Raw genomic sequence first — 21,199 nt, 5'->3', positions numbered from 1 at the left:
CACACTCCGCAGCGTCCCCATGACCCGACCCCGGGAGCAAGGCCTGGGGAGGCCCCAGCGTCGATCCGGAGAGAAGAGCGAAGTTGTCCCCGACCAGCGAGACCGCACACGGCGGCCGCCGACTCGTGATCGTCGAGTCGCCTGCCAAGGCGAAGACGATCAAGGGTTATCTCGGCCCCGGCTACATCGTCGAGGCCAGCGTCGGGCACATCCGCGACCTTCCCAACGGCGCCGCGGAGGTGCCGGACCAGTACACGGGCGAGGTGCGCCGCCTCGGTGTGGACGTCGAACACGACTTCCAGCCGATCTATGTCGTCAACGCCGACAAGAGGGCGCAGGTCAAGAAGCTCAAGGACCTGCTCAAGGAGTCCGACGAGCTCTTCCTCGCCACCGATGAGGACCGCGAGGGCGAGGCGATCGCCTGGCACCTCCAGGAGGTCCTCAAGCCGAAGATCCCCGTCAAGCGGATGGTCTTCCACGAGATCACCAAGGACGCGATCCGGGCCGCCGTCGCCAATCCGCGCCAGCTCAACCAGAAGCTCGTCGACGCCCAGGAGACCCGCCGCATCCTCGACCGCCTCTACGGCTACGAGGTCTCGCCGGTCCTGTGGAAGAAGGTCATGCCGCGCCTGTCGGCCGGCCGTGTCCAGTCCGTCGCCACCCGTCTCGTCGTCGAGCGGGAACGCGAGCGCATCGCGTTTCGTTCTGCCGAGTACTGGGACCTGACGGGCACCTTCGCGACCGGCCGCGCGGGAGACTCGTCGGATCCGTCGTCGCTGGTCGCCCGCCTGCAGGCCGTCGACGGCAGGCGGGTCGCGCAGGGCCGCGACTTCGACTCGCTGGGACAGCTCAAGAGCGCGAACACCCTCCACCTCGACGAGGCGAACGCCCGCGCCCTGGCCGCCGCCCTGGAGAACACACGGTTCGCCGTGCGGTCCGTCGAGTCCAAGCCGTACCGGCGCTCGCCGTACGCCCCGTTCCGTACGACGACGCTGCAGCAGGAGGCCAGCCGCAAGCTGGGATTCGGCGCCAAGGCCACCATGCAGGTCGCGCAGAAGCTGTACGAGAACGGCTTCATCACGTACATGCGCACCGACTCCACGACGCTGAGCGAAACCGCCGTGTCCGCCGCTCGCGCCCAGGTCACGCAGCTGTACGGCGCCGACTACCTGCCGGCGCAGCCGCGTACCTACGCCGGGAAGGTCAAGAACGCGCAGGAGGCGCACGAAGCGATCCGCCCCTCGGGTGATCGTTTCCGCACGCCTGCCGAGACGGGTCTGAGCGGCGACCAGTTCAGGCTCTACGAACTGATCTGGAAGCGCACGGTCGCCTCCCAGATGAAGGACGCCATCGGCAACAGCGTGACGGTGAAGATCGCCGGCACGGCGGCCGACGGCCGCGACGTCGAGTTCAGCGCCTCCGGCAAGACCATCACCTTCCACGGCTTCCTGAAGGCGTATGTCGAGGGCGCCGACGACCCGAACGCCGAGCTGGACGACCGCGAGCGCCGCCTGCCGCAGGTGGGCGAGGGCGACGCGCTCTCCGCCGAGGAGATCACGGTCGACGGGCACGCCACCAAGCCCCCGGCCCGCTACACCGAGGCCAGCCTCGTCAAGGAGCTCGAAGAGCGCGAGATCGGCCGCCCGTCGACGTACGCGTCGATCATCGGCACGATCCTCGACCGCGGTTACGTCTTCAAGAAGGGCACCGCGCTCGTCCCGTCCTTCCTGTCGTTCGCCGTGGTCAACCTCCTGGAGAAGCACTTCGGGCGGCTCGTCGACTACGACTTCACCGCCAGGATGGAGGACGACCTCGACCGCATCGCCCGCGGTGAGGCGCGGGCCGTGCCGTGGCTGAAGCGGTTCTACTTCGGCGAGGGCACCGGCGCGGTCGAGGGCGGCGCCGCGGACGCCGGCAACGGCGACGGGGACCACCTCGGCGGCCTCAAGGAGCTGGTGACCGACCTGGGCGCGATCGACGCCCGCGAGGTGTCCTCGTTCCCGGTGGGCGACGGCATCGTGCTGCGGGTGGGCCGCTACGGCCCCTACATCGAGCGCGGCGAGAAGGACTCCGAGGGCCACCAGCGCGCGGACATCCCCGAGGACCTCGCGCCCGACGAGCTGTCCGTCGAGCTCGCCGAGGAGCTCCTCGCCAAGCCGAGCGGTGACTTCGAGCTGGGCGCCGACCCCGAGTCGGGCCACCAGATCATCGCCAGGGACGGCCGCTATGGCCCGTACGTCACCGAGGTGCTCCCCGAGGGCACCCCGAAGACCGGCAAGAACGCCGTGAAGCCGCGCACGGCCTCGCTGTTCAAGTCGATGTCGCTGGACACGGTCACGCTGGCGGACGCCCTGAAGCTGATGTCGCTGCCGCGTGTCGTCGGCGCGGACGCCGAGGGCGTGGAGATCACCGCGCAGAACGGCCGCTACGGCCCGTACCTGAAGAAGGGCACGGACTCGCGCTCGCTGCAGACCGAGGACCAGCTCTTCACGATCACGCTCGAAGAGGCGCTGGAGATCTACTCGCAGCCCAAGCAGCGCGGCCGGGCCGCCGCCAAGCCGCCGCTGAAGGAGCTGGGCGCGGACCCGGTCAGCGGAAAGCCGGTCGTCGTCAAGGACGGGCGCTTCGGCCCGTATGTCACCGACGGGGAGACCAACGCGACCCTGCGCTCCGGCGACAGCGTCGAGGAGATCACCCCGGAGCGCGGCTACGAGCTGCTCGCCGAGAAGCGCGCCAAGGCGCCGGTCAAGAAGACGGCCAAGAAGGCCCCCGCGAAGAAGGCGACGGCCAAGAAGGCGGCCCCGGCGAAGAAGACGACGGCCGCCAAGAAGACCACCGCGAAGACGACGGCCGCCAAGAAGACGACCACCGCCAAGAAGACGACCACCGTCAAGAAGACGACCGCGAAGAAGGCGACGGCCTCCCCGTCGTCCTCGTCGGAGGACTGACGGCCCGGCGGGTCCTGATCCCGCCACCGTTCCTTCACGGCAGGTTCGCGAAACGAACGCCCCGGCATCACTTTGGTGTCGGGGCGGTCGTACGTACGGACGGGGGCTCCGGGCTGTCAGTCGCGGCCGATAGGCTGAAAGCATGACGCGAGCCGAGCAGCCAACGGCCCACCACCCGGCCCCGGACGACGCCCTGGTGGCCGACTCCCGCGAGCGCGCCGTACGCGCCCTGTTGCGCGAGCCGCAGCTCAAGCGCCTCTGGAGCGCGCAGTTGGTGGGCGGAGTCGCAGACACCCTCGCCCTCCTGGTGTTCGTCCTCCTCGTCCTCCAGGCGGCCATCGCCGAGGGCTCCTTCGGGGGCGGCTACCGAGGCGTGGCGTTCGCAGTGGCGATCGTCTTCGGGGTACGGATCCTGGCCACCCTCCTCTTCGGCGCCGTCCTTCTGGGCCCGCTGACGGCACTGACCTCGCCGGAGGGTCCACTCGACCGCCGGTGGACCATGGTCGGCGCGGACGGCCTGCGCGCCGCGCTGCTGATCGTCGCGCCCCTGTGGATCGACTGGACGCCGCAGAACGCGCTGGCCCTGCTGCTCGTCACGGTGTTCGTGACGGGCGTCGCCGAGCGGTTCTGGACGGTCGCCCGGGAGAGCGCGGCGCCCGCCCTGCTGCCCGCCCCGCCCCCGGAGGGCGCGACCGTACGACCGTTGCCCGACCACATGGACGCCCTGCGCCGCCTCTCGCTGCGCACGGGCTTCGTGACGATCCCGCTCGGCGCGGCCGCGCTGGTCGTCGCCGCCCTCTTCAACAATCTTCTCGGCGCCGGGATCGCCTGGTTCGACCAGCACCAGGCGGCCCTCGCCTCGTACGTCGCCGGCGGGCTCTTCGCCGGGTGCCTGTCCATCGTGACCTTCCTGGAGCTGCCTGCGGTGCGCACCCCGCGCGCGCGGTCACCCCTCGAGGGCCTGCGTCGACCCAGGACCGCCACCGGCGTCGACTCGGGCCGCACGGGTGTGATCCCGCTGCTGGTGCTCGCGTGCGCCGCCGTCGCCGGCGCGGCCTCCGCCGCCGTCGCCGTGGCCGTGCTGCACGCCAAGGACCTGGGCGGCGGCCCGGTGCTGTACGGACTGCTCGTGCTCGGGCTGACCGGCGGAGTCGTCGTCGGCGTCCGGACGGCGCCGAAGGTCCTGGTGTCGCTGTCGCGGCGCCGGCTGCTCGCGCTGGCCATCGCCTTCACCGGCGTCGCCCTGCTCGCCGCCGGGCTGGTCCCGGACGTCACCAGCGTGCTGCTGATCATGGTCCTTGCGGGCGTCGGCGCGGGCGTCGCCGCCAACACCGGGCACGCGCTGCTCGACCAGGAGACCGAGGACCACCGCCGGACGCGGACGACCGAGCACCTGCACGCGGTCGTGCGGGTCCTCGTGGCGCTGGGCGCGGTCCTCGCCCCGCTGGTCGCGGCGCTCATCGGGCCGCACCGGCTGGAGAACGGCAAGTTCGTCTTCGCGCACGGCGGAGCCGCCTTCACGCTGATGCTGGTCGGCGCGCTGCTGCTGCCGGTGGCCGCACTGGTGCTCGCCAAGGTCGACGACCGCTCCGGCGTCCCCCTGCGGCAGGACCTGCGGGACGCGCTGCTGGGCGGCGACGACCCGGTGACGGCCCCGGCCGCGAACGGCTTCTTCATCGCCCTGGAGGGCGGCGACGGCGCCGGCAAGTCCACCCAGGCCGAGGCGCTCGCCGAGTGGATCAGGGGCAAGGGCCACGAGGTCGTCCTCACGCGTGAGCCGGGTGCCACGCCCGTGGGCAAGCGGCTGCGCTCGATCCTGCTGGACGTGTCCAGCGCCGGCCTCTCGCACCGCGCGGAGGCCCTGCTGTACGCGGCGGACCGCGCGGAGCACGTCGACACGGTCGTGCGGCCCGCCCTGGAGCGCGGCGCGGTCGTGATCAGCGACCGGTACGTCGACTCGTCCGTGGCCTACCAGGGCGCCGGCCGCGATCTGTCCCCGACCGAGATCGCGCGGATCTCGCGCTGGGCGACGGACGGCCTGGTGCCGCATCTGACGGTCCTGCTGGACGTGTCGCCGGAGGCCGCCCGCGAGCGGTTCACGGAGGCGCCGGACCGTCTGGAGTCGGAGCCGGCGGAGTTCCACGCGCGGGTGCGCGCAGGTTTCCTCACTCTGGCCGCCGCCGATCCCGGCCGCTACCTGGTCGTCGACGCGGCGCAGGAGCCCGAGGCCGTCACCTCCACCGTCCGGCACCGGCTGGACCAGCTGCTGCCCCTGTCCGAGGCGGAGATCAAAGCCCAGGAGGAGGCGCGCCGGAAGGCCGAGGAGGAGGCCCGCCGCAAGGCCGAGGAGGAGGCCGCCCGCAAGGCCGAGGAGGAGCGCCTGGAGCGTGAGCGCCAGGAGCAGCTCGCCAAGCTGCGCGCCGAGGAGGAGGAGCGCAAGCGGCGCGAGCTGGAGGAGGCGCAGCGGCGCGAGGCCGAGCGGCAGGCCGAGGAGGCGCGGCTGCGCGCCGAGGAGGCCCGCAAGCGTGCCGAGGAGGAGCGGGTCCGGCTCCTCGCCGAGGAGAAGGCCCGCGCGGAGGAGGCGGCCCGCCGCAAGGCGGAGGAGGAGCGGCGTCGCAAGCAGGCCGAGGAGGAGGCGCGGCTGCGCGCCGAGGCCGAGAGCCGTCGGCTGGAGAAGCAGCGCAAGGCCGAGGAGGCGCTGCTGCGGGCCGAGGAGGCCCGGAGAGCGGCCGAGCAGGCGGCCGCCGCGGCGCAGCTCGGCCCGAAGCCGGCCCGCCCCAGGCCGGCCGCGGGGCCGGCGGTCCCGCCGGAGGCGGCGACCGTGCCGACACCGGTGGTGACGCCGACGAACGCGTCGGGCGGACCGGTGGACGAGACGGCGGTGCTGCCCCCGATCCGGATGGACAAGGAGCCCGAGCAGCCTTCCCGCCCGTCCGCGAGGTCCTATGAGGGGTCCCCCCGCAAGTCCCCCGAGAAGTCCGCCACGAAGCCGGCCCCCGCCGGTGGCGCCGACGCCGAGGTGACGGCCGAGCTGCCGCAGCCGCCGCGGCCGGCGCCGAACGCGTCGGGCGGACCGGCGGACGAGACCGCGGTCCTGCCTCCGGTGCGCGGCCAGAGCGGCCCGAGTGGCCAGAGTGGCCGGCAGGGTCGGAGCGGCCCGACGGACCGGCGCCTGCACGGTCCCGAGGAGGAGACGGCCGTGCTGCCCCCCGTGCGGGACACGGGCCCTTCGGACCGGGTCCCCCGGGGCTACTTCCGCGACGAGCTCGACGAGCGCGACGAGCGTGGCGGGGCCCGGCCGGACGGAACCGACGACCGCACCCGTGAGCTGCCGCAGGTCGACGAGGAAGGCGAGCCCCGGCAGCGGCCGCGTTCGGACTGGGCCGAGGAGACCCCGCTGGACGATCTTCCGACTCTCGCGGACGAACTCCTGGGACCGCACCGGGACGAGGACGGCCCCGCCGAGGGCCGGGGCCGGGGCCGACGCCGCTGAGACGGCCCGGCCGCCCGGTCCGCCAGGCCGCCGGGCCGCTTGCGTGCTCAGCCCCCGTCCAGCCGGGACCGGGGCGGACGGCGCTGAGCGGGCTCGACCGGCCGGGCGGGTGGGCTCGATTGTCAGTGGCGCCCCGCACAATGGAACCCGCAGCGCGAAACGTGACGAAAGGGCGGGGTGACGCATGACCGTGTGGGACGACCTCATCGGCCAGGAGAGGGTGAGCGAGCAGCTCACCGCCGCCGCTCGGGACGCCGACGCGCTCGTCACCGCGGCCACCACCCGCACCGCCCCGCCGGAGGCGTCGAAGATGACGCACGCCTGGCTGTTCACCGGCCCTCCCGGCGCCGGCCGCGCCCAGGTGGCGCGGGCCTTCGCCGCCGCACTGCAGTGCGTGAGCCCCGACCGGGCGCTCGGCGGCACCCCGGGCTGCGGGTTCTGCGACGGCTGCCATACGGCCCTCGTCGGCACCCACGCCGACGTCACCACCGTCGCGGCCGTCGGCTCGCAGATCCTCGCGGAGGACATGCGGGACACCGTCCGCAAGTCGTACACCTCGCCCGCCACGGGCCGTTGGCAGGTCATCCTCGTCGAGGACGCCGAGCGGCTCAACGAGAAGTCCGCCAACGCCGTCCTGAAGGCGGTGGAGGAGCCCGCGCCCCGCACGGTCTGGCTGCTGTGCGCGCCCTCCCTGGAGGACGTGCTGCCCACGATCCGTTCCCGTTGCCGGCACCTGAACCTGCGCACGCCCTCGGTCGACGCCGTCGCCGACATGCTCGTACGGCGCGAGGGCGTCGAGCCGGCCGTCGCCGCGGCCGCGGCCCGGGCCACCCAGGGCCATGTCGACCGGGCACGGCGTCTGGCCACCGACCCCGCCGCGCGCGAACGCCGAGCGGCCGTGCTGAAACTGCCCCTGCGCGTCGACGACGTCGGCAACTGCCTCAGAGCGGCCCAGGAACTGGTCGACGCGGCCGCCGAGGACGCCAAGCAGCTCGCGGAGGAGACGGACGGCAAGGAGACCGAGGAAATGAAGGCGGCGCTGGGCGCGGCTCAGGGCGGTCGGATGCCGCGCGGCACGGCGGGCGTGATGAAGGACCTGGAGGACAAGCAGAAGCGCCGCAGAACACGGACCCAGCGCGACAGCCTCGACGTCGCGCTCACCGACCTGACGGCCTTCTACCGCGATGTCCTCGCCCTCCAGCTGGGCTCCCGCGTCGCGATCGCCAACGCGGACGCCGGGGAGGCGCTGGAGCGGCTCGCCCGCGGCAGCAGACCGGAGTCGACGCTGCGCCGTATCGAGGCCATCGCCGCATGCAGAGAGGCCCTGGACCGCAACGTCGCTCCGCTGCTGGCGGTCGAGGCGATGACGATGGCGCTGAGAGCGGGCTGACGCAGCCCGGCGCGGGGTCGGGAGCCGGCAGCGGCCGCCTGTGGCGACACGTCGACCGAGGGTTGACGGGGTCCCTCGTCCGTGGCAGTTCGCGGACGTACAGCATTCAACCCGTCGCACAGAGTTACGCTCGCTGAATGCACATCAGGCGCTCCTTCCGCAGGTCCCGTGCCGCCGTCACGCTGCTCTCCCTCACCGCGCTGCTCGTCTCCGGCTGCTCCGCCGACGAGCCGGCCGACTCCGCCGGCTCCACGGCGGTGGCCGCGCTCGCCGCGCTGCCGCAGGCCACGCCGTCGGCGCTCTCGCCGTACTACGGGCAGAAGCTGCGCTGGCGCGACTGCGGTGTCCCCGGCTTCCAGTGCGCCACCATGAGGGCGCCGCTGGACTACGCGGAGCCGGGCGGGGGCGACATCCGGCTCGCGGTCGCCCGCAAGAAGGCGACGGGTCCGGGCGAGCGGCTCGGCTCGCTGCTGGTGAACCCGGGCGGCCCGGGCGGCTCGGCGGTCGGCTACCTCCAGCAGTACGCGGGGGTCGGCTACCCCGCCGAGGTCCGCGCCCGCTACGACATGGTCGCCGTCGACCCGCGGGGCGTGGGCCGCAGCGAGCCCGTGGAGTGCCTCGACGGGCGGGCGATGGACGCGTACGCGCAGATCGACACCACCCCCGACGATCAGCGGGAGAAGACCCGACTGGCCGACGCCTACCAGAAGTTCGCGGAGGGCTGCGGAGCGCACGCGCCGAAGCTGCTGCGGCACGTCTCCACCGTGGAGGCGGCCCGGGACATGGACGTCCTGCGCGCGATCCTGGGTGACCGGAGGCTGACGTACGTGGGAGCGTCGTACGGCACGTTCCTCGGCGCCACGTACGCGGGACTGTTCCCGGACCGGGTGGGCCGGCTCGTCCTGGACGGCGCGATGGATCCCTCGCTGCCCGCCCGCCGGCTGAACCTGGACCAGACGGCGGGGTTCGAGACGGCGTTCCAGTCGTTCGCGAAGGACTGCGCACGGCACTCCGACTGCCCGCTCGGCGGCAAGGGCGCGAAGCCCGCCCGGGTCGGCGCCGACCTCAAGGCCTTCTTCCGCAGGCTCGACGCGCACCCGATCCCCACCGGCGACCGGGACGGCCGCAAGCTCGGCGAGGCCCTCGCCACCACCGGCGTGATCGCGGCGATGTACGACGAGAGCACATGGGAGCAGCTGCGCGAGGCGCTGGCCTCGGCGATCAAGGACAACGACGGCGCGGGACTGCTCGGCCTCTCCGACGGCTACTACGAGCGCGGCCCGGAAGGGCGCTACGCCAACCTGATGGCCGCCAACGCGGCCGTCAACTGCCTGGACCTCCCGACGGCCTTCGGCACCCCGGAGCAGGTCGAGAAGGCGCTGCCGTCCTTCGAGAAGGCGTCCCCGGTCTTCGGCGAAGGCCTCGCCTGGGCCTCCCTGAACTGCGCGTACTGGCCGGTCGCGCCCACGGGCGCACCGCACCGCATCCAGGCCAAGGGCGCCGCGCCCATCGTCGTCGTCGGCACCACCCGCGACCCGGCGACGCCCTACCCATGGGCCCGCTCCCTGGCGAGCCAGCTCGCCTCGGGCCGCCTCCTCACCTATGTGGGCGACGGCCACACCGCCTACGGCCGTGGCAGCGCCTGCATCGACTCCGCGATCAACGCCTACCTGCTCCGCGGAACCCCTCCGGCGAAGGGAAAGCGCTGCTCATAGCGCCATGGCCGGCCCCGCGCCCCCAGCCCCCCGGGCTGGTCCTGAGCACCCTCGGAAACTGTGTAGACTTACCGACGTTGCTGATCGCACCATGGTGCGGACAGCGCGCCGCCTTAGCTCAGATGGCCAGAGCAACGCACTCGTAATGCGTAGGTCTCGGGTTCGAATCCCGAAGGCGGCTCTGCCGAAGCCTCAGGACTCACTCGCCGTGACCTGGGGCTTTTGCTTTTCCCGGAAGTGACGGCGGGCCCGGGCGCGGACCGGGCGGCGGTCCCCGGTCTCAGTTCCAGTTGCCCGGAGCCGCCGCCTCGCCCGACGGCGGCGGCGGTGACCCGAGCCCACGCGCGGTCGGCTCCTTCCGCCTCGGTGACCCGAGCCCACGCGCCGTCGCTCCTTCCGCCCCGGTGACCCGAGCCCACGCGCCGTCGCTCCTTCCGCCCCGGTTCCCGCCGCGGGTCGTGAGGCCGGTGCGGGGAGCGGGCTTCGGGCGTTGTGTCCGGTCCGTGCTCCCCGCCTCAGCGGATTCCCGGCGGGCAAGGGGGAGTTGGCCCCGGCCAAAGCCGATTGACAGCGAGAACCAGCCACCCAGATAGTCATCTTCACATTATGAAGATTGCATGAGAGGGCTGGCGTGGCTGAAAGAACTCGGGGGAGAGCTGCCGTCGGCGCGATCTCCCTACTGGTCGGGGCATTGCTCACGGGCCAGATACCAGGATCGTCCCTGCCCGCCGCGGTCGCACAGACCTCGGACACGGCGGGGACGCGGTCCCAGGCCGCCGACGAACCCACACTGGACGCCCTTTCCCCCGCCGTCGACCGAGCGCGGGACCAGGCCAGGCGGGCCGGCAAGCAGGTGGAGGTCGTCGCCGAACGCGGAGCGAGCCGCGAGCTGTTCGCCAACCCGAGCGGCACCCTCACCGAGATCACGCACCTGGAGCCGGTGCGCACCCGCCGGGCGGGCAGATGGGTCGACATCGACACCGGTCTGCGGCGGCTGGACGGCGTGGGCATCGCGCCCGTCGCCGCCGCCTCCGACGTGGTGTTCTCGGCGGGCGGCAGCCGGGACCCGCTGGTGAGGATGGTCAAGGCGGGCCGGGAGCTGTCCCTGTCGTGGCCCGGCGCACTGCCCGCCCCGGTGGTCTCCGGATCGTCCGTGACCTATCCGGAGGTCCTGCCGGGGGTGGATCTGCGGATGACCGCGGAGCCCGACGGCTTCTCCCAGGTGCTGGTAGTCAAGAGCGCCGAGGCCGCGGACAACCCCGCGCTCGCCGCACTGAGACTGCCCCTGGCCGGCAAGGGGCTCACCGTCCGCCCCACCGCCGCCGGGGGGCTCGAGGCGGTGGACGCCCAAGCGGGAGGCGTGGCCTTCGAAGCGGCGCAGCCGGTGATGTGGGATTCCCGTGAAGCCGCCGACATGGCGCCGGGCACCAGCACAGGCACAGGCACCGGCACCGGCACCGGAACAGGAACAGCTACGGGCGCCAAGTCCATGGCGCCGTCCGTGAAGTCCGCAGCGTCCGGTGTCCCCGCCAAGTCCGCCTCCGTGCGGGCCACTTCGTCCGTCGCGCCCGCCGCCGGGCTGTACGACGGCCCCGCGGACACCTCGGCGCGGGCCGACGTGGGCGCCTCGGTGACCGGGAACTCCCTCCTCCTCACCCCCGACCCGAAGCTGCTCTCCGGCGAGGACACCCACTACCCGGTCTTCATCGACCCGGCCTGGTCCTCCCCGCGCGCGTCCGCCTACGCGATGGTCTCCCGCGCCTTCCCCGACTCCGACTTCTACAAGTTCGACGGCGCGAGCGACTCGGGCCTGGGTTTCTGCCCGCCGAACTTCACCGGCCTCAAGTGCGCGCCCAACGACGCCAAGCGGCTCTTCTACAAGCTGCCCGTGACCAGCTTCGCGGGCAAGAGCATCACCAGCGCCGAGTTCGTCGTGCGGGAGACGTTCGCCTACAACTGCACCAAGCAGCCGGTGGAGTTCTGGCGTACCAAGCCGCTCACCTCGACGACGTCCTGGAACGACCAGAAGGCCGCGGGCTACTGGATCGACCAGATGCCGACCGTGACGGCGGCCAAGGGCGCGACCGCCTCCTGCCCGGACGGCGACCTGGAGTTCAACGCCAAGGACGCGGTCGTCTGGGCCGCCGCCAACAAGCAGACCTCGCTCACGTTCGGGCTCAAGGCCCCGAACGAGAGCGCCGAGAACCAGTGGAAGCGCTTCGCGGGCAACGGCTTCCTGCGCGTCGAGTACAACAACCCGCCGAGCCAGCCCAAGCAGTCCCAGCTGACCATGGCCCCCGGGGGGAGCTGCACGCTGGCGCCCAAGGCCGTCAACGTCGTTCCCAAGGCGACGGCCGTCCTGTCGGACCCCGACAAGGACCAGGTGTACGCGGAGTTCAAGGTCGAGTGGGACGCGGGCGACGGCTGGAAGCAGCACTGGGACTCCGGCCGCATCGGCCCCAAGGCCTCCGGACAGCCGTACACGATCACGCTCCCGTCGACCATCCCGCAGAACGTCAAGGCCGCGTGGAGCGTGCGCGCCTCGGACGGCAAACTGTGGGGGCCCTGGAGCTACGCGGGCGACACCCAGACCGGCTGCTACCTCCTCTACGACTCCAAGCACCCGGCCGCGCCGACCGTGACCTCCGCGCAGTACCCCCCCTCGCGCACCGACGACCCGCTCGACCCCTGGCTGGACGGCGTCGGACGCTACGGCCGCTTCACCATCGACTCGACCGCGCCGGACGTGGCCAAGTACTGGTTCGGCCTGAACGCGGACCCGACCGCGGCCAACGAGCGCAAGCCCGCGACGCCCGGAGCGCCCGTCTCCATCGACGTGATGCCGACCAGGCCGGGGCTCAACACCCTCTACGTGCAGGCCTGGGACGCCAACAACAACGACAGCACGATCGGCTCCTACCAGTTCCGGGTGGCCACCGGCCAGCCCGAACGCGCCGCCTGGACCCTCGACGCCCCGGCCGGCTCGACCCAGGACCCGGGCGACGGCGGCGTCCGCCCCGCCCTGCTCGACGGAACGGCGGCCCTCGGCGAACCGGGCGTGCGCGGCACGGCCCTCGCCCTGAACGGCGCGGACGCCGCGGACGGTTACGCGGCCGCCGGCCCCCATCTGCTCGACACCGACGGCGACTACACCGTCTCCGCCTGGGTGCGTCTCGACTCGGACGCCGCCACCGCCACGGCCGTCAGCGTCGACGGCACCTACCACGCGGGCCTCTACCTCGGGTACGAGGGAGCGAGCAGGCGCTGGGCGCTGCGCGTGCCCACGAAGGACGCCGCAGGCGCCGGCTTCGGCGTCCAGCAGGTGCTGTCACCGGCCCCGCCGCAGGTGGGCAAGTGGACCCATCTGGCGGCCGTCCGCGACGCGACGGCCGGCAGGTACACCCTGTACGTGGACGGAGTCGCGGCCGGCACGTCCGCCGTCACCACCCCCTGGCACGCCGCCGCCAACCTCCAGTTCGGGCGGGCCAAGTACAACGGCGCCTACGTGGAGCCGTGGAAGGGCGCGATCGACGAGACCGCCGTCTACGACCGTCCGCTGGGCGCGGAGGACGTCGGCCGGCTGGCCCGTCAGGAGCCCGTGACCACGGGCCGTCCGGCCAAGGCGGTCTGGAGCTTCGACGACGCGGCCACCTCCCAGGTGGCGCGGGGCGAGAGCCAGGTGAACCCGCTCGTCCTCAAGGGCGACGGCGCCACGTTCGGCGTCCCGGGGAACGTGGCCGGCGCCCTGGACCTCGGTTCCGCCGCGAACGGCTACGCGAGCACCGCCGGACCGCAGCTCAACACTCTGCGCAGCTTCTCGGTGGCCGCCTGGGCGAAACTCCCCAGGACGGAGTCGGACGCGGCGCAGATCATCGCGACCCAGGCGGGCGCCCAGCAGAGCGGATTCGAGCTCTACTACTCGGGCTCGTACCGCCGTTGGGTCTTCAACCGGTACAACTCCGACGCCGCGGGCGTCCAGCCCACACGGGCGATGGCCAATCTCGGCAAGCCCGCCGCCGACCAGGTGTACCCCGGCGACAGCTGGCACCACCTCCTCGGCGTCTACGACGGCACGCTGAAGGAACTGCGGCTCTTCGTGGACGGCGGCCTCGTCTCCACGGTGCCGTTCACGCCCGCTCCCTGGGACGCCACCGGCCCGGTGCAGGTCGGCGCGGGATCGTACGGCGGCCGGCCCGACTCGTTCTTCAAGGGGCAGATCGACGATGTGCGCCTGTACGACCGGGTGGTCTCCAAGGACGAGGCCGGTGACCTGTTCAAGCAGCACCCGCAGGTGAAGGGCCGCTGGAAGTTCGACGCCACGACGGCGGGCACGCCGGCTTCCAGCCCGGACGACAGCGCCGGCAAGCGGCCGGCGGTCCTGGCCGGCCAGGCGGCGGTGAAGTCCGGCGCGGGATGGGTCGGCACGGGCGGTCTGGTCCTGGACGGAGCGGACGACTACGCCGCCGCCACGACGGTCCCGGTGAACACCAAGGAGAGCTTCACCGCCACCGCCTGGGTGACCACTGCGGCACGCCCCCAGAAGAAGGTCACCGTCCTGTCGGCGGAAGGAGCCGTCAACAGCGCCTTCACCGTGCGCTATGCGCCGGACCCCACGGACCCGGAGAACCAGGGCGGGTACGAACTGGAACTGCCCGGTTCGGACACGGCCGGCGCGACCCGGCCCGTGGTACGGCATTCGAGTTTCCAGTCGGAGTTCGAGTGGGACCACCTGGCCGTCGTGTACGACGCCTTCGCCGACGAGGCGCGGCTGTACGTCAACGGCCACCTGGAGCAGGTCGAGGACGCCATGTCGTGGCGGTCCAACGTCCAGCCCTTCCAGGCGACCAAACAGCTGCAGTTCGGGCGTAACAAGGAGAACGGGACCCCCGGCGAGTACTGGCCGGGAGTGATCGACGACGTGTGGATCTTCTCCGGCGTGGCCAGCGACGCCCAGATCGTCAAGCTCGGCAACGGGGAATCCCTGGACACGGTCCCAGGCCCGTAGTCCGTAGCCCGCACTCCGCATCCCCGGGCGTCGTGACGACGCGCTTTCTCCGGCCCGTGGGCCCGCATTCGGCGGGCCCACGGGCTCCGCGAGCGACCGGACCGACCCCCACCCGACGAACGTAAGGACCATTCGGGTTGTCCAGACCCATACGGCCGCCTCGCGCGGGCCGCTTCCACCGGTACACCACCCTGGCGTTGACCGCGCTCATGGTCGGCTCGCTGTTCCAGGCCGAGCCCGCGTCGGCCGCCGCGACATCGGGCGGTGTCCGGCACGCCTCACCCGTCGAGGCCGACCACCCTGTCCCCGGCGTATCGCTCAGGGCCAAGCCGCGCAAGGCGGACGGGCTGCCTCCGCGCCTGCGCCGGGCGCCCCGCGCCGCCTGGCCGAAGCCCGGTTCCGCGCAGGTCGAGCTGCCCACGGCCACCCCGGCCGCCTCGGCCGCGCAGGGTCCGGGCGCGGGCAGGAAGGCGGCTGGCAGGCGGGGCGCACGCCGCGCCGTCGCGCAGCTGCGCGTGCCCGGCCTGCCCGTCGAGCTGCTGGCCGACCCGGCGGCGACCGGCTCCGCCAGGGCCCGGGTGCGGCTGCTGCCGCAGGACACCGCCCGCGGCCTCGGTCTCGACGGGGTCCTGCTCTCCGTCGGCGCCGCCGACCCCGCGAGCACGTCCACCGGCTCCCGCAGCGTCGGCGTCAGCATCGACTACTCCGCGTTCGGCGAGGCCTACGGCGGGGACTACGGCGCGAGGCTGCGCCTGGTCACCCTGCCCTCCTGCGCGCTCACCACGCCGAAGCTGGCCCGCTGCCGTACGACGACGCCGGTGGCAGGACGCAACGACAGCGAGAAGCACACGGTCTCCGCCGACTCCGTCGCGCTGCGTCCCGCCGCCTCGGCCGTCCTCCTCGCCGCGGTGGCCGACCCGGACGGCGGTTCCGCGGGCGCCGGCGACTACACCGCGACCCCGCTGTCGTCGTCCGCCGCATGGCAGACCAGTCTCCAGACGGGCGACTTCTCCTGGTCCTACCCGCTGACCGCGCCGACCGTGCCCGGCGGACTGCTGCCCAAGCTGTCCGTCGGCTACTCTTCGGGCGCCGTCGACGGGCAGACCACCACCAGCAACAACCAGTCCTCCTGGGTCGGTTCGGGCTTCGACATGAACACCGGCTTCATCGAGCGGCGCTACAAGCCGTGCGGCGAGGACGGCGACTGGAGCAAGGACGACGCCCCCGGCGACCAGTGCTGGGGCTACGACAACGCCACCATCAGCTTCAACGGCCGCGCGGGCGAACTGATCCCGGCCGGCAAGAACGTCTGGCGGATCCGCAACGACGACGGCACCCGCGTCGAGAAGCTCAGCGACGCCGCCGAGCGGGCGAACGGCGACAACGACGGCGAGTACTGGAAGGTGACGACCACCGACGGCCTCCAGTACTTCTTCGGCTACAACCGCCTCCCGGGCTGGAGCACGGGCAAGCCCGAGACGAAGTCCACCTGGACCGTGCCCGTCTTCGGCAACAACACCGACGAGCCCTGCCACCAGGCCACCTTCGCCGCGTCCTGGTGCCGGCAGGCCTGGCGCTGGAACCTCGACTACGTGGTCGACCTCCAGGGCAACGCCATGTCGTACTGGTACGACCCGGAGACCAACTCCTACGGCCGCAACCGCGTGGCCGCCGACGACACCTCCTACGAGCGCGGCGGTGTCATCGACCGCATCGAGTACGGCCAGCGCAGCGACACGCTCTTCACCGCCAAGCCCGTCGGCAAGGTCGTCTTCACCAACACCGAGCGGTGCATCGAGGCCACGGCCGCCGCCTGCGCCGTCACGGAGATCGAGAAGAACCCCACCCGGTGGGAGGACACGCCGTACTACCTGAACTGCAAAGCGGGCACCGACTGCGACAAGGGCCGGTTCGCCCCGTCCTTCTGGTCCCGCAAGCGGCTGTCCAAGATCACCACGCAGGTCCTGCAGCCCTCGGGCGGCTACGCCGACGCCGACGCCTGGGCGTTCACCCAGAGGTGGGGCGACGCGGACATCGACCGTTCCCTGCTCCTGGAGTCCATCCAGCACACCGGCCTGTCCGCGACCCCGTCGGTGACGCTGCCCAAGGTGACCTTCGGCTACAAGCAGGGGCCCAACCGGCTCGACCGGCTCGGTGACGGCATCGCGCCCTTCATCAAGTACCGGCTCTCCAACGTCTCCGACGAGTCGGGCGGCTCGATCGACGTCGCCTACTCGGAGCCCGAGTGCGACTTCGCCGCACTGCCCGCGCCGGAGTCGAACACCACCCGCTGCTTCCCGCAGTACTGGCAGCCCGCCGGCGCGCCGGATCCCGTCCAGGAGTGGTTCAACAAGTACGTCGTCACCCAGGTCACCGCGACCGACCGCACCGGCGGCTCCGACGACATGGTCACCAAGTACGCCTACCTGGACGGCGCCGCCTGGCACTACGCCGACGACGACGGCCTGACCAAGGAGAAGTACAAGACCTGGTCGCAGTGGAACGGCTACGGCCGGGTCCAGGTGCAGTCCGGCGGCTGGGACGGCATGCGCTCGCTGAGCGAGCACTGGTTCCTGCGGGGCATGGACGGCGACCGCAAGAACGCCGCGGGCGGCGCCAAGGAGGTGACCGTCTCCGACGGGGAGGGCGGCAGTCTCACCGACCACGAGGCCTTCCAGGGAACCGAGTTCAAGACCGTCGACTACACCGGGCCGGGCGGCACGGTGGAGAGCAAGACCGTGAGCACGCCCTGGCGCAAGGAGACCGCCAAGCGGGTGCGGGACTGGGGCACGGTCACCGCGAACCTGACCGGCACGGCCGCGACCCGCAGCTGGGACCGCAAGCACGACGGCAGCTGGCAGCAGACCTCCACCGCGACGAAGTACGACGACCTGGGACGGGTCATCGAGGACAGCGACCTCGGTGAGGCCGCGTCCGGCGACGAGCAGTGCACCACCACCCAGTACGCCGACAACGCCACCACCTGGCTGCGCGCCCTGCCCAAGCAGGTCGAGGTCCTCGACGTGGCCTGCGGCACGGCCGTCACCTACCCCGCGCACCTGCTCTCCCGCAAGCGCAACACCTACGACTCCCTCGCCTTCGGCGCCGCGCCGACCCGGGGCCTGCTCACCAAGCAGGAGGAACTGGTCGGCTACACCGGGACCACGCCCGACTACCGCTGGAAGAGCAGCGCTTACGACGGCTACGGGCGGGTGAAGTCCACCTCCGACTCCTCGGGGGCGACCAGCACGACCGTCTTCGGCGCGGCGACCGCCTCCAAGCCCGCCACCCTCACCGTGACGGGCACCGAACTGGTCGCGGGCACCCCCTCCAGCGCGCAGTCCGTCGTGACCGAGTTCGACGGCGTCCGCTCGCTGCCCACCGCCTCGGTCGACGCCAACGGCAAGCGCAGCGACGCGGAGTTCGACGCGTTGGGCCGGCTCACCAAGGCCTGGCTCGCGAACCGGCCCAAGGCCTCCAGCCCCACGCCCAGCCTGGAGTACGGCTACCGGATCGCGGAGGGCGAGATCGCCGCCGTCGTCGCCAAGAAGCTGATGAACGACGGCAGCCAGCAGGCGTCCTACATCCTCTACGACGGCTGGCTGCGACCACGGCAGTCGCAGTCCGCCGGCCCCGACGGCGGCCGGCTCATCGACGACACGTTCTACGACGGACGCGGTCTGGTCGTGCGCAAGTACGCGCCGTACTACACCGCCAAGGCGCCGGAGCCCAAGCTCTTCGGCGTGACCGAGCAGGGCTCCGTGGACGCCCAGACGGTCAACGAGTACGACGGCCTCGGCCGCCAGACCGTCACCAGAACGCTCCGTGGCAACGGCGTGGGCGTCGAACTGTCCCGCACCACGACCACCCACAGCGCCGACCTGGTCACCGTCGACCCGCCGGAGGGCAGCACGCCGACCGCGACGGTGCTCGACGCGGCGGGCCGGACCACGGAACTGCGTGAGTTCCACGGAGGGGCCCCGACCGGCGCCTACGACAGCACCTGGTACGAGCACGACGGCAACGGACACCTGACCAAGGTCACCGGCCCCGACAAGACGGTCCGCTCCTACACCTACGACCTGCTCGGACGTCAGCTCACCTCCACCGATCCCGACTCGGGCGCCACCAGGACGACCTACGACGACGCGGACCGGGTCACCACCGCGACCGACGTGGGCCGTCAGAAGACGCTCGCCTTCGTCTACGACCGGATCGGGCGGCACACCGAGACCCGGGAGAACTCCACGACGGGCCCGCTGCTGGCCTCCTGGACCTTCGACACCGTGCGCAAGGGCTATCTCGCCAGCTCCACCCGCTACGTCGGAGGCGCGGGCGGCGCCCAGTACACGCAGACGATCAACGCCTACGACAACCTCTACCGGCCACTGCGCACGACCGTGTCGATCCCGTCCACGGAGCCCGGACTGGGCGGCGCCGCGGGTGTCAGCTACCAGACCAACACCACCTACAACCTCGACGGGACCGTCAAGTCCGCCAGCTATCCCGCGGCGGGGAACCTGCCCGCCGAGGTGGTCGCACCGACCTACGACGGCCTCCAGCGCGTCGTGAAGGCCGAGGGCCTCGGCACGTACGTCGGCAACGCGCGCTACAGCCTCACCGGGAAGCTGGAGGAGCTGGAACTGGGCGACGCCGGCAAGCGCGTCTGGATCAACAACACGTACGAGCCGGGCACCCAGCTGCTGTCCACCAGCCGCACCGAACGCGAGGGGATCGCCGGGGTCGACCGCGCGGTCACCTACGCCTACGACGAGTCGGGCAACGTGGACTCGGTCACCGACGCCTCCCGCCAGGGCACCGACCGGCAGTGCTTCCGCTACGACTACCTCCAGCGGCTGACCGAGGCGTGGACCCCGGCCGGCGACTGCGCGCCGGCCCCCGGCGCCGGCGCCCTCGGCGGACCCGCGCCGTACTGGCAGTCGTACACCTACACGGCGGCCGGGAACCGTGACACCGACACGACGCACGACACGACCGGGAAGGCCGCGGGAGACGTCACCCGCACCTACCGCTACGACGAGAACGGAAAGGGCCAGCCGAACTCCCTGACGTCGGTCTCCTCGGCGGGCGCCGTCACCGGCAAGGACACCTACACCTACGAGCCCGGCGGCGGCGCCGAGTCCCGCACGCCGAGCGGCGGGGCCAAGCAGGCGTTCGCCTGGGACTCCGAGGGCAACCTCGCCTCCGTCACCGAAGGCTCCGCGACCACCCAGTACCTGTACGACGCCGACGGGAAGCGCCTGATCAGCCGCGGTCCCGGCGGGGTGTCGACGCTGTACCTGGGGGCCACGGAGATCACCTGGACGAAGGCCACCGGGAAGACGACCGCGCGGCGGTACTACGACCTCGGCGGGGCGAGCGCCGTGCGCCAGGACGACGGCAAGGTCTCCTTCGTCGTCGCCGACCACCACGGCACCGGCGAACTCGCCGTCGACGCCACGACCCAGACCCTGGTGCAACGCCGCACCATGCCCTTCGGCGAGACACGCGGCACTCCGCCGCCGGCCGGAAGCTGGCCGGGCGCCAAGGGCTTCGTCGGCGGTACGCAGGATCCGACCGGCCTCACCCATCTCGGGGCCCGGGAGTACGACCCGAAGACGGGCCGCTTCCTCAGCGCCGACGCGGTGGTCGACCCGACGGACCCGCAGCAGCTGAACGGCTACGCCTACGGGCACAACAACCCGCTGCGGCGCAGCGACCCGACGGGCAACTACGACCCCGACATGATGGCGTGGTGCCAGGACAACCCCGGCCGGTGCCAGGGCGGAAGGATCATCCCCAGCAAGCCCTCGAAGCCCAAGAAGAACCCCAACCCCGGCATGGACAAGAAGCGCGCCCATATGCCGGCGGTCCAGAACGAGCGCCTCAAGGGCATCATCAAGGAGCTCTACATCAGGCCGCAGGTGGCGGACTCGGATGTGGTGGGCGACGGAAAGACGGCCTCGGCCCTGATCGAGGAGATGAACGAGGGCAAGGGCTTCGGCGGCGACGGAACGAAATGGCACATCGAGAAGACCGTCGACAAACTCGGCGGACTGCGTGACCTGCTGGAGGACGACCGCAAGGCCAAGGAGGACACCGGAAAGGGCATCCTCTCCGATTCCGACCGAAAGGTCGCGATCAACGAATCGAAGGAACTCTGGACCGCTCTCAACGCGGACGACGTGGCCGGGGCGGTGACGAAGAGGGTGAAGGCGTCGGGCTTCGACAAGACGGTGTCCAAGCTCGTCAAGTCCGTCCTTTCGGCGGAATCGATGAGCGAGGTCACGGGACAGAAGTTCGCCATCCCCGAGAACCTGCATCCGAAGGCGCCGCAGCGGGCCGTGCCCACGGGCGAGAGGATCAAGGGCCGGGGTTTCGCCAAGGCATTCGGGGTGGTGGGCGGCGCCGCCAGCGCCGCGCAGTTCCCGGTGGACGTCTACAACTACGGGGTCGGGGAAGCGACGAAACGGCTCAGCGAATCCCTGACGGACCCGCTGGGCGTGGTCCCCGAGGGCCAGGGCGCGGGCTGCCTGTTCTTCGATGACTGCTATGTGGTGACCCCGATGGCCTGACCTCATCGGATCGCCTGTCGAGGGCGCCACCGGCCGGGAGGACCTCCCGGCCGGTGGCGTATCATTTATTCAG

The 21,199-nt window shown here is 72.1% G+C and carries 6 protein-coding genes and 1 tRNA gene; all 7 read left to right on the top strand.

From position 1 onward, the window contains the following. Positions 1-83: 83 nt before the first annotated feature. The 7 genes from topA to Sri02f_RS23550 all read left to right on the top strand — a co-directional run bounded on the left by topA (position 84) and on the right by Sri02f_RS23550 (position 21,126). Positions 84-2,948, top strand: coding sequence for a type I DNA topoisomerase (gene topA, locus Sri02f_RS23580; protein ID WP_109003302.1), 2,865 nt, complete (start codon positions 84-86; stop codon positions 2,946-2,948). Between the two features lie 142 nt (positions 2,949-3,090). Beyond that, on the top strand, positions 3,091-6,441 hold the full coding sequence (gene tmk, locus Sri02f_RS23575; protein WP_109003301.1) for a dTMP kinase: 3,351 nt from the start codon (positions 3,091-3,093) through the stop codon (positions 6,439-6,441). Positions 6,442-6,625: 184 nt separating this feature from the next. After that, complete coding sequence (locus Sri02f_RS23570; protein ID WP_109003300.1) at positions 6,626-7,831, top strand: DNA polymerase III subunit delta'; 1,206 nt, start codon at positions 6,626-6,628, stop codon at positions 7,829-7,831. Between the two features lie 137 nt (positions 7,832-7,968). Further along, entirely contained in the window at positions 7,969-9,546 is a 1,578-nt protein-coding gene (locus Sri02f_RS23565; protein ID WP_109003299.1) for an alpha/beta hydrolase, read from the top strand. Between the two features lie 107 nt (positions 9,547-9,653). After that, positions 9,654-9,727: transfer RNA gene (locus Sri02f_RS23560), tRNA-Thr, on the top strand. Between the two features lie 450 nt (positions 9,728-10,177). Continuing rightward, positions 10,178-14,551 (top strand): LamG-like jellyroll fold domain-containing protein, encoded by a 4,374-nt coding sequence (locus tag Sri02f_RS23555; protein ID WP_159106770.1) that lies wholly within the window; start codon positions 10,178-10,180, stop codon positions 14,549-14,551. Positions 14,552-14,688: 137 nt separating this feature from the next. After that, a complete protein-coding gene (locus Sri02f_RS23550) occupies positions 14,689-21,126 on the top strand; it encodes an RHS repeat domain-containing protein (RefSeq protein WP_159106769.1) in 6,438 nt (2,145 codons plus the stop codon). Positions 21,127-21,199 lie beyond the last annotated feature (73 nt).

The sequence above is a fragment of the Streptomyces rishiriensis genome, from assembly GCF_003112535.1.
Lineage (GTDB): Bacteria > Actinomycetota > Actinomycetes > Streptomycetales > Streptomycetaceae > Streptomyces > Streptomyces rishiriensis.
Note: the sequence above shows the minus strand (reverse complement) of the source record. Positions and strands in the feature narration are given on the sequence as shown.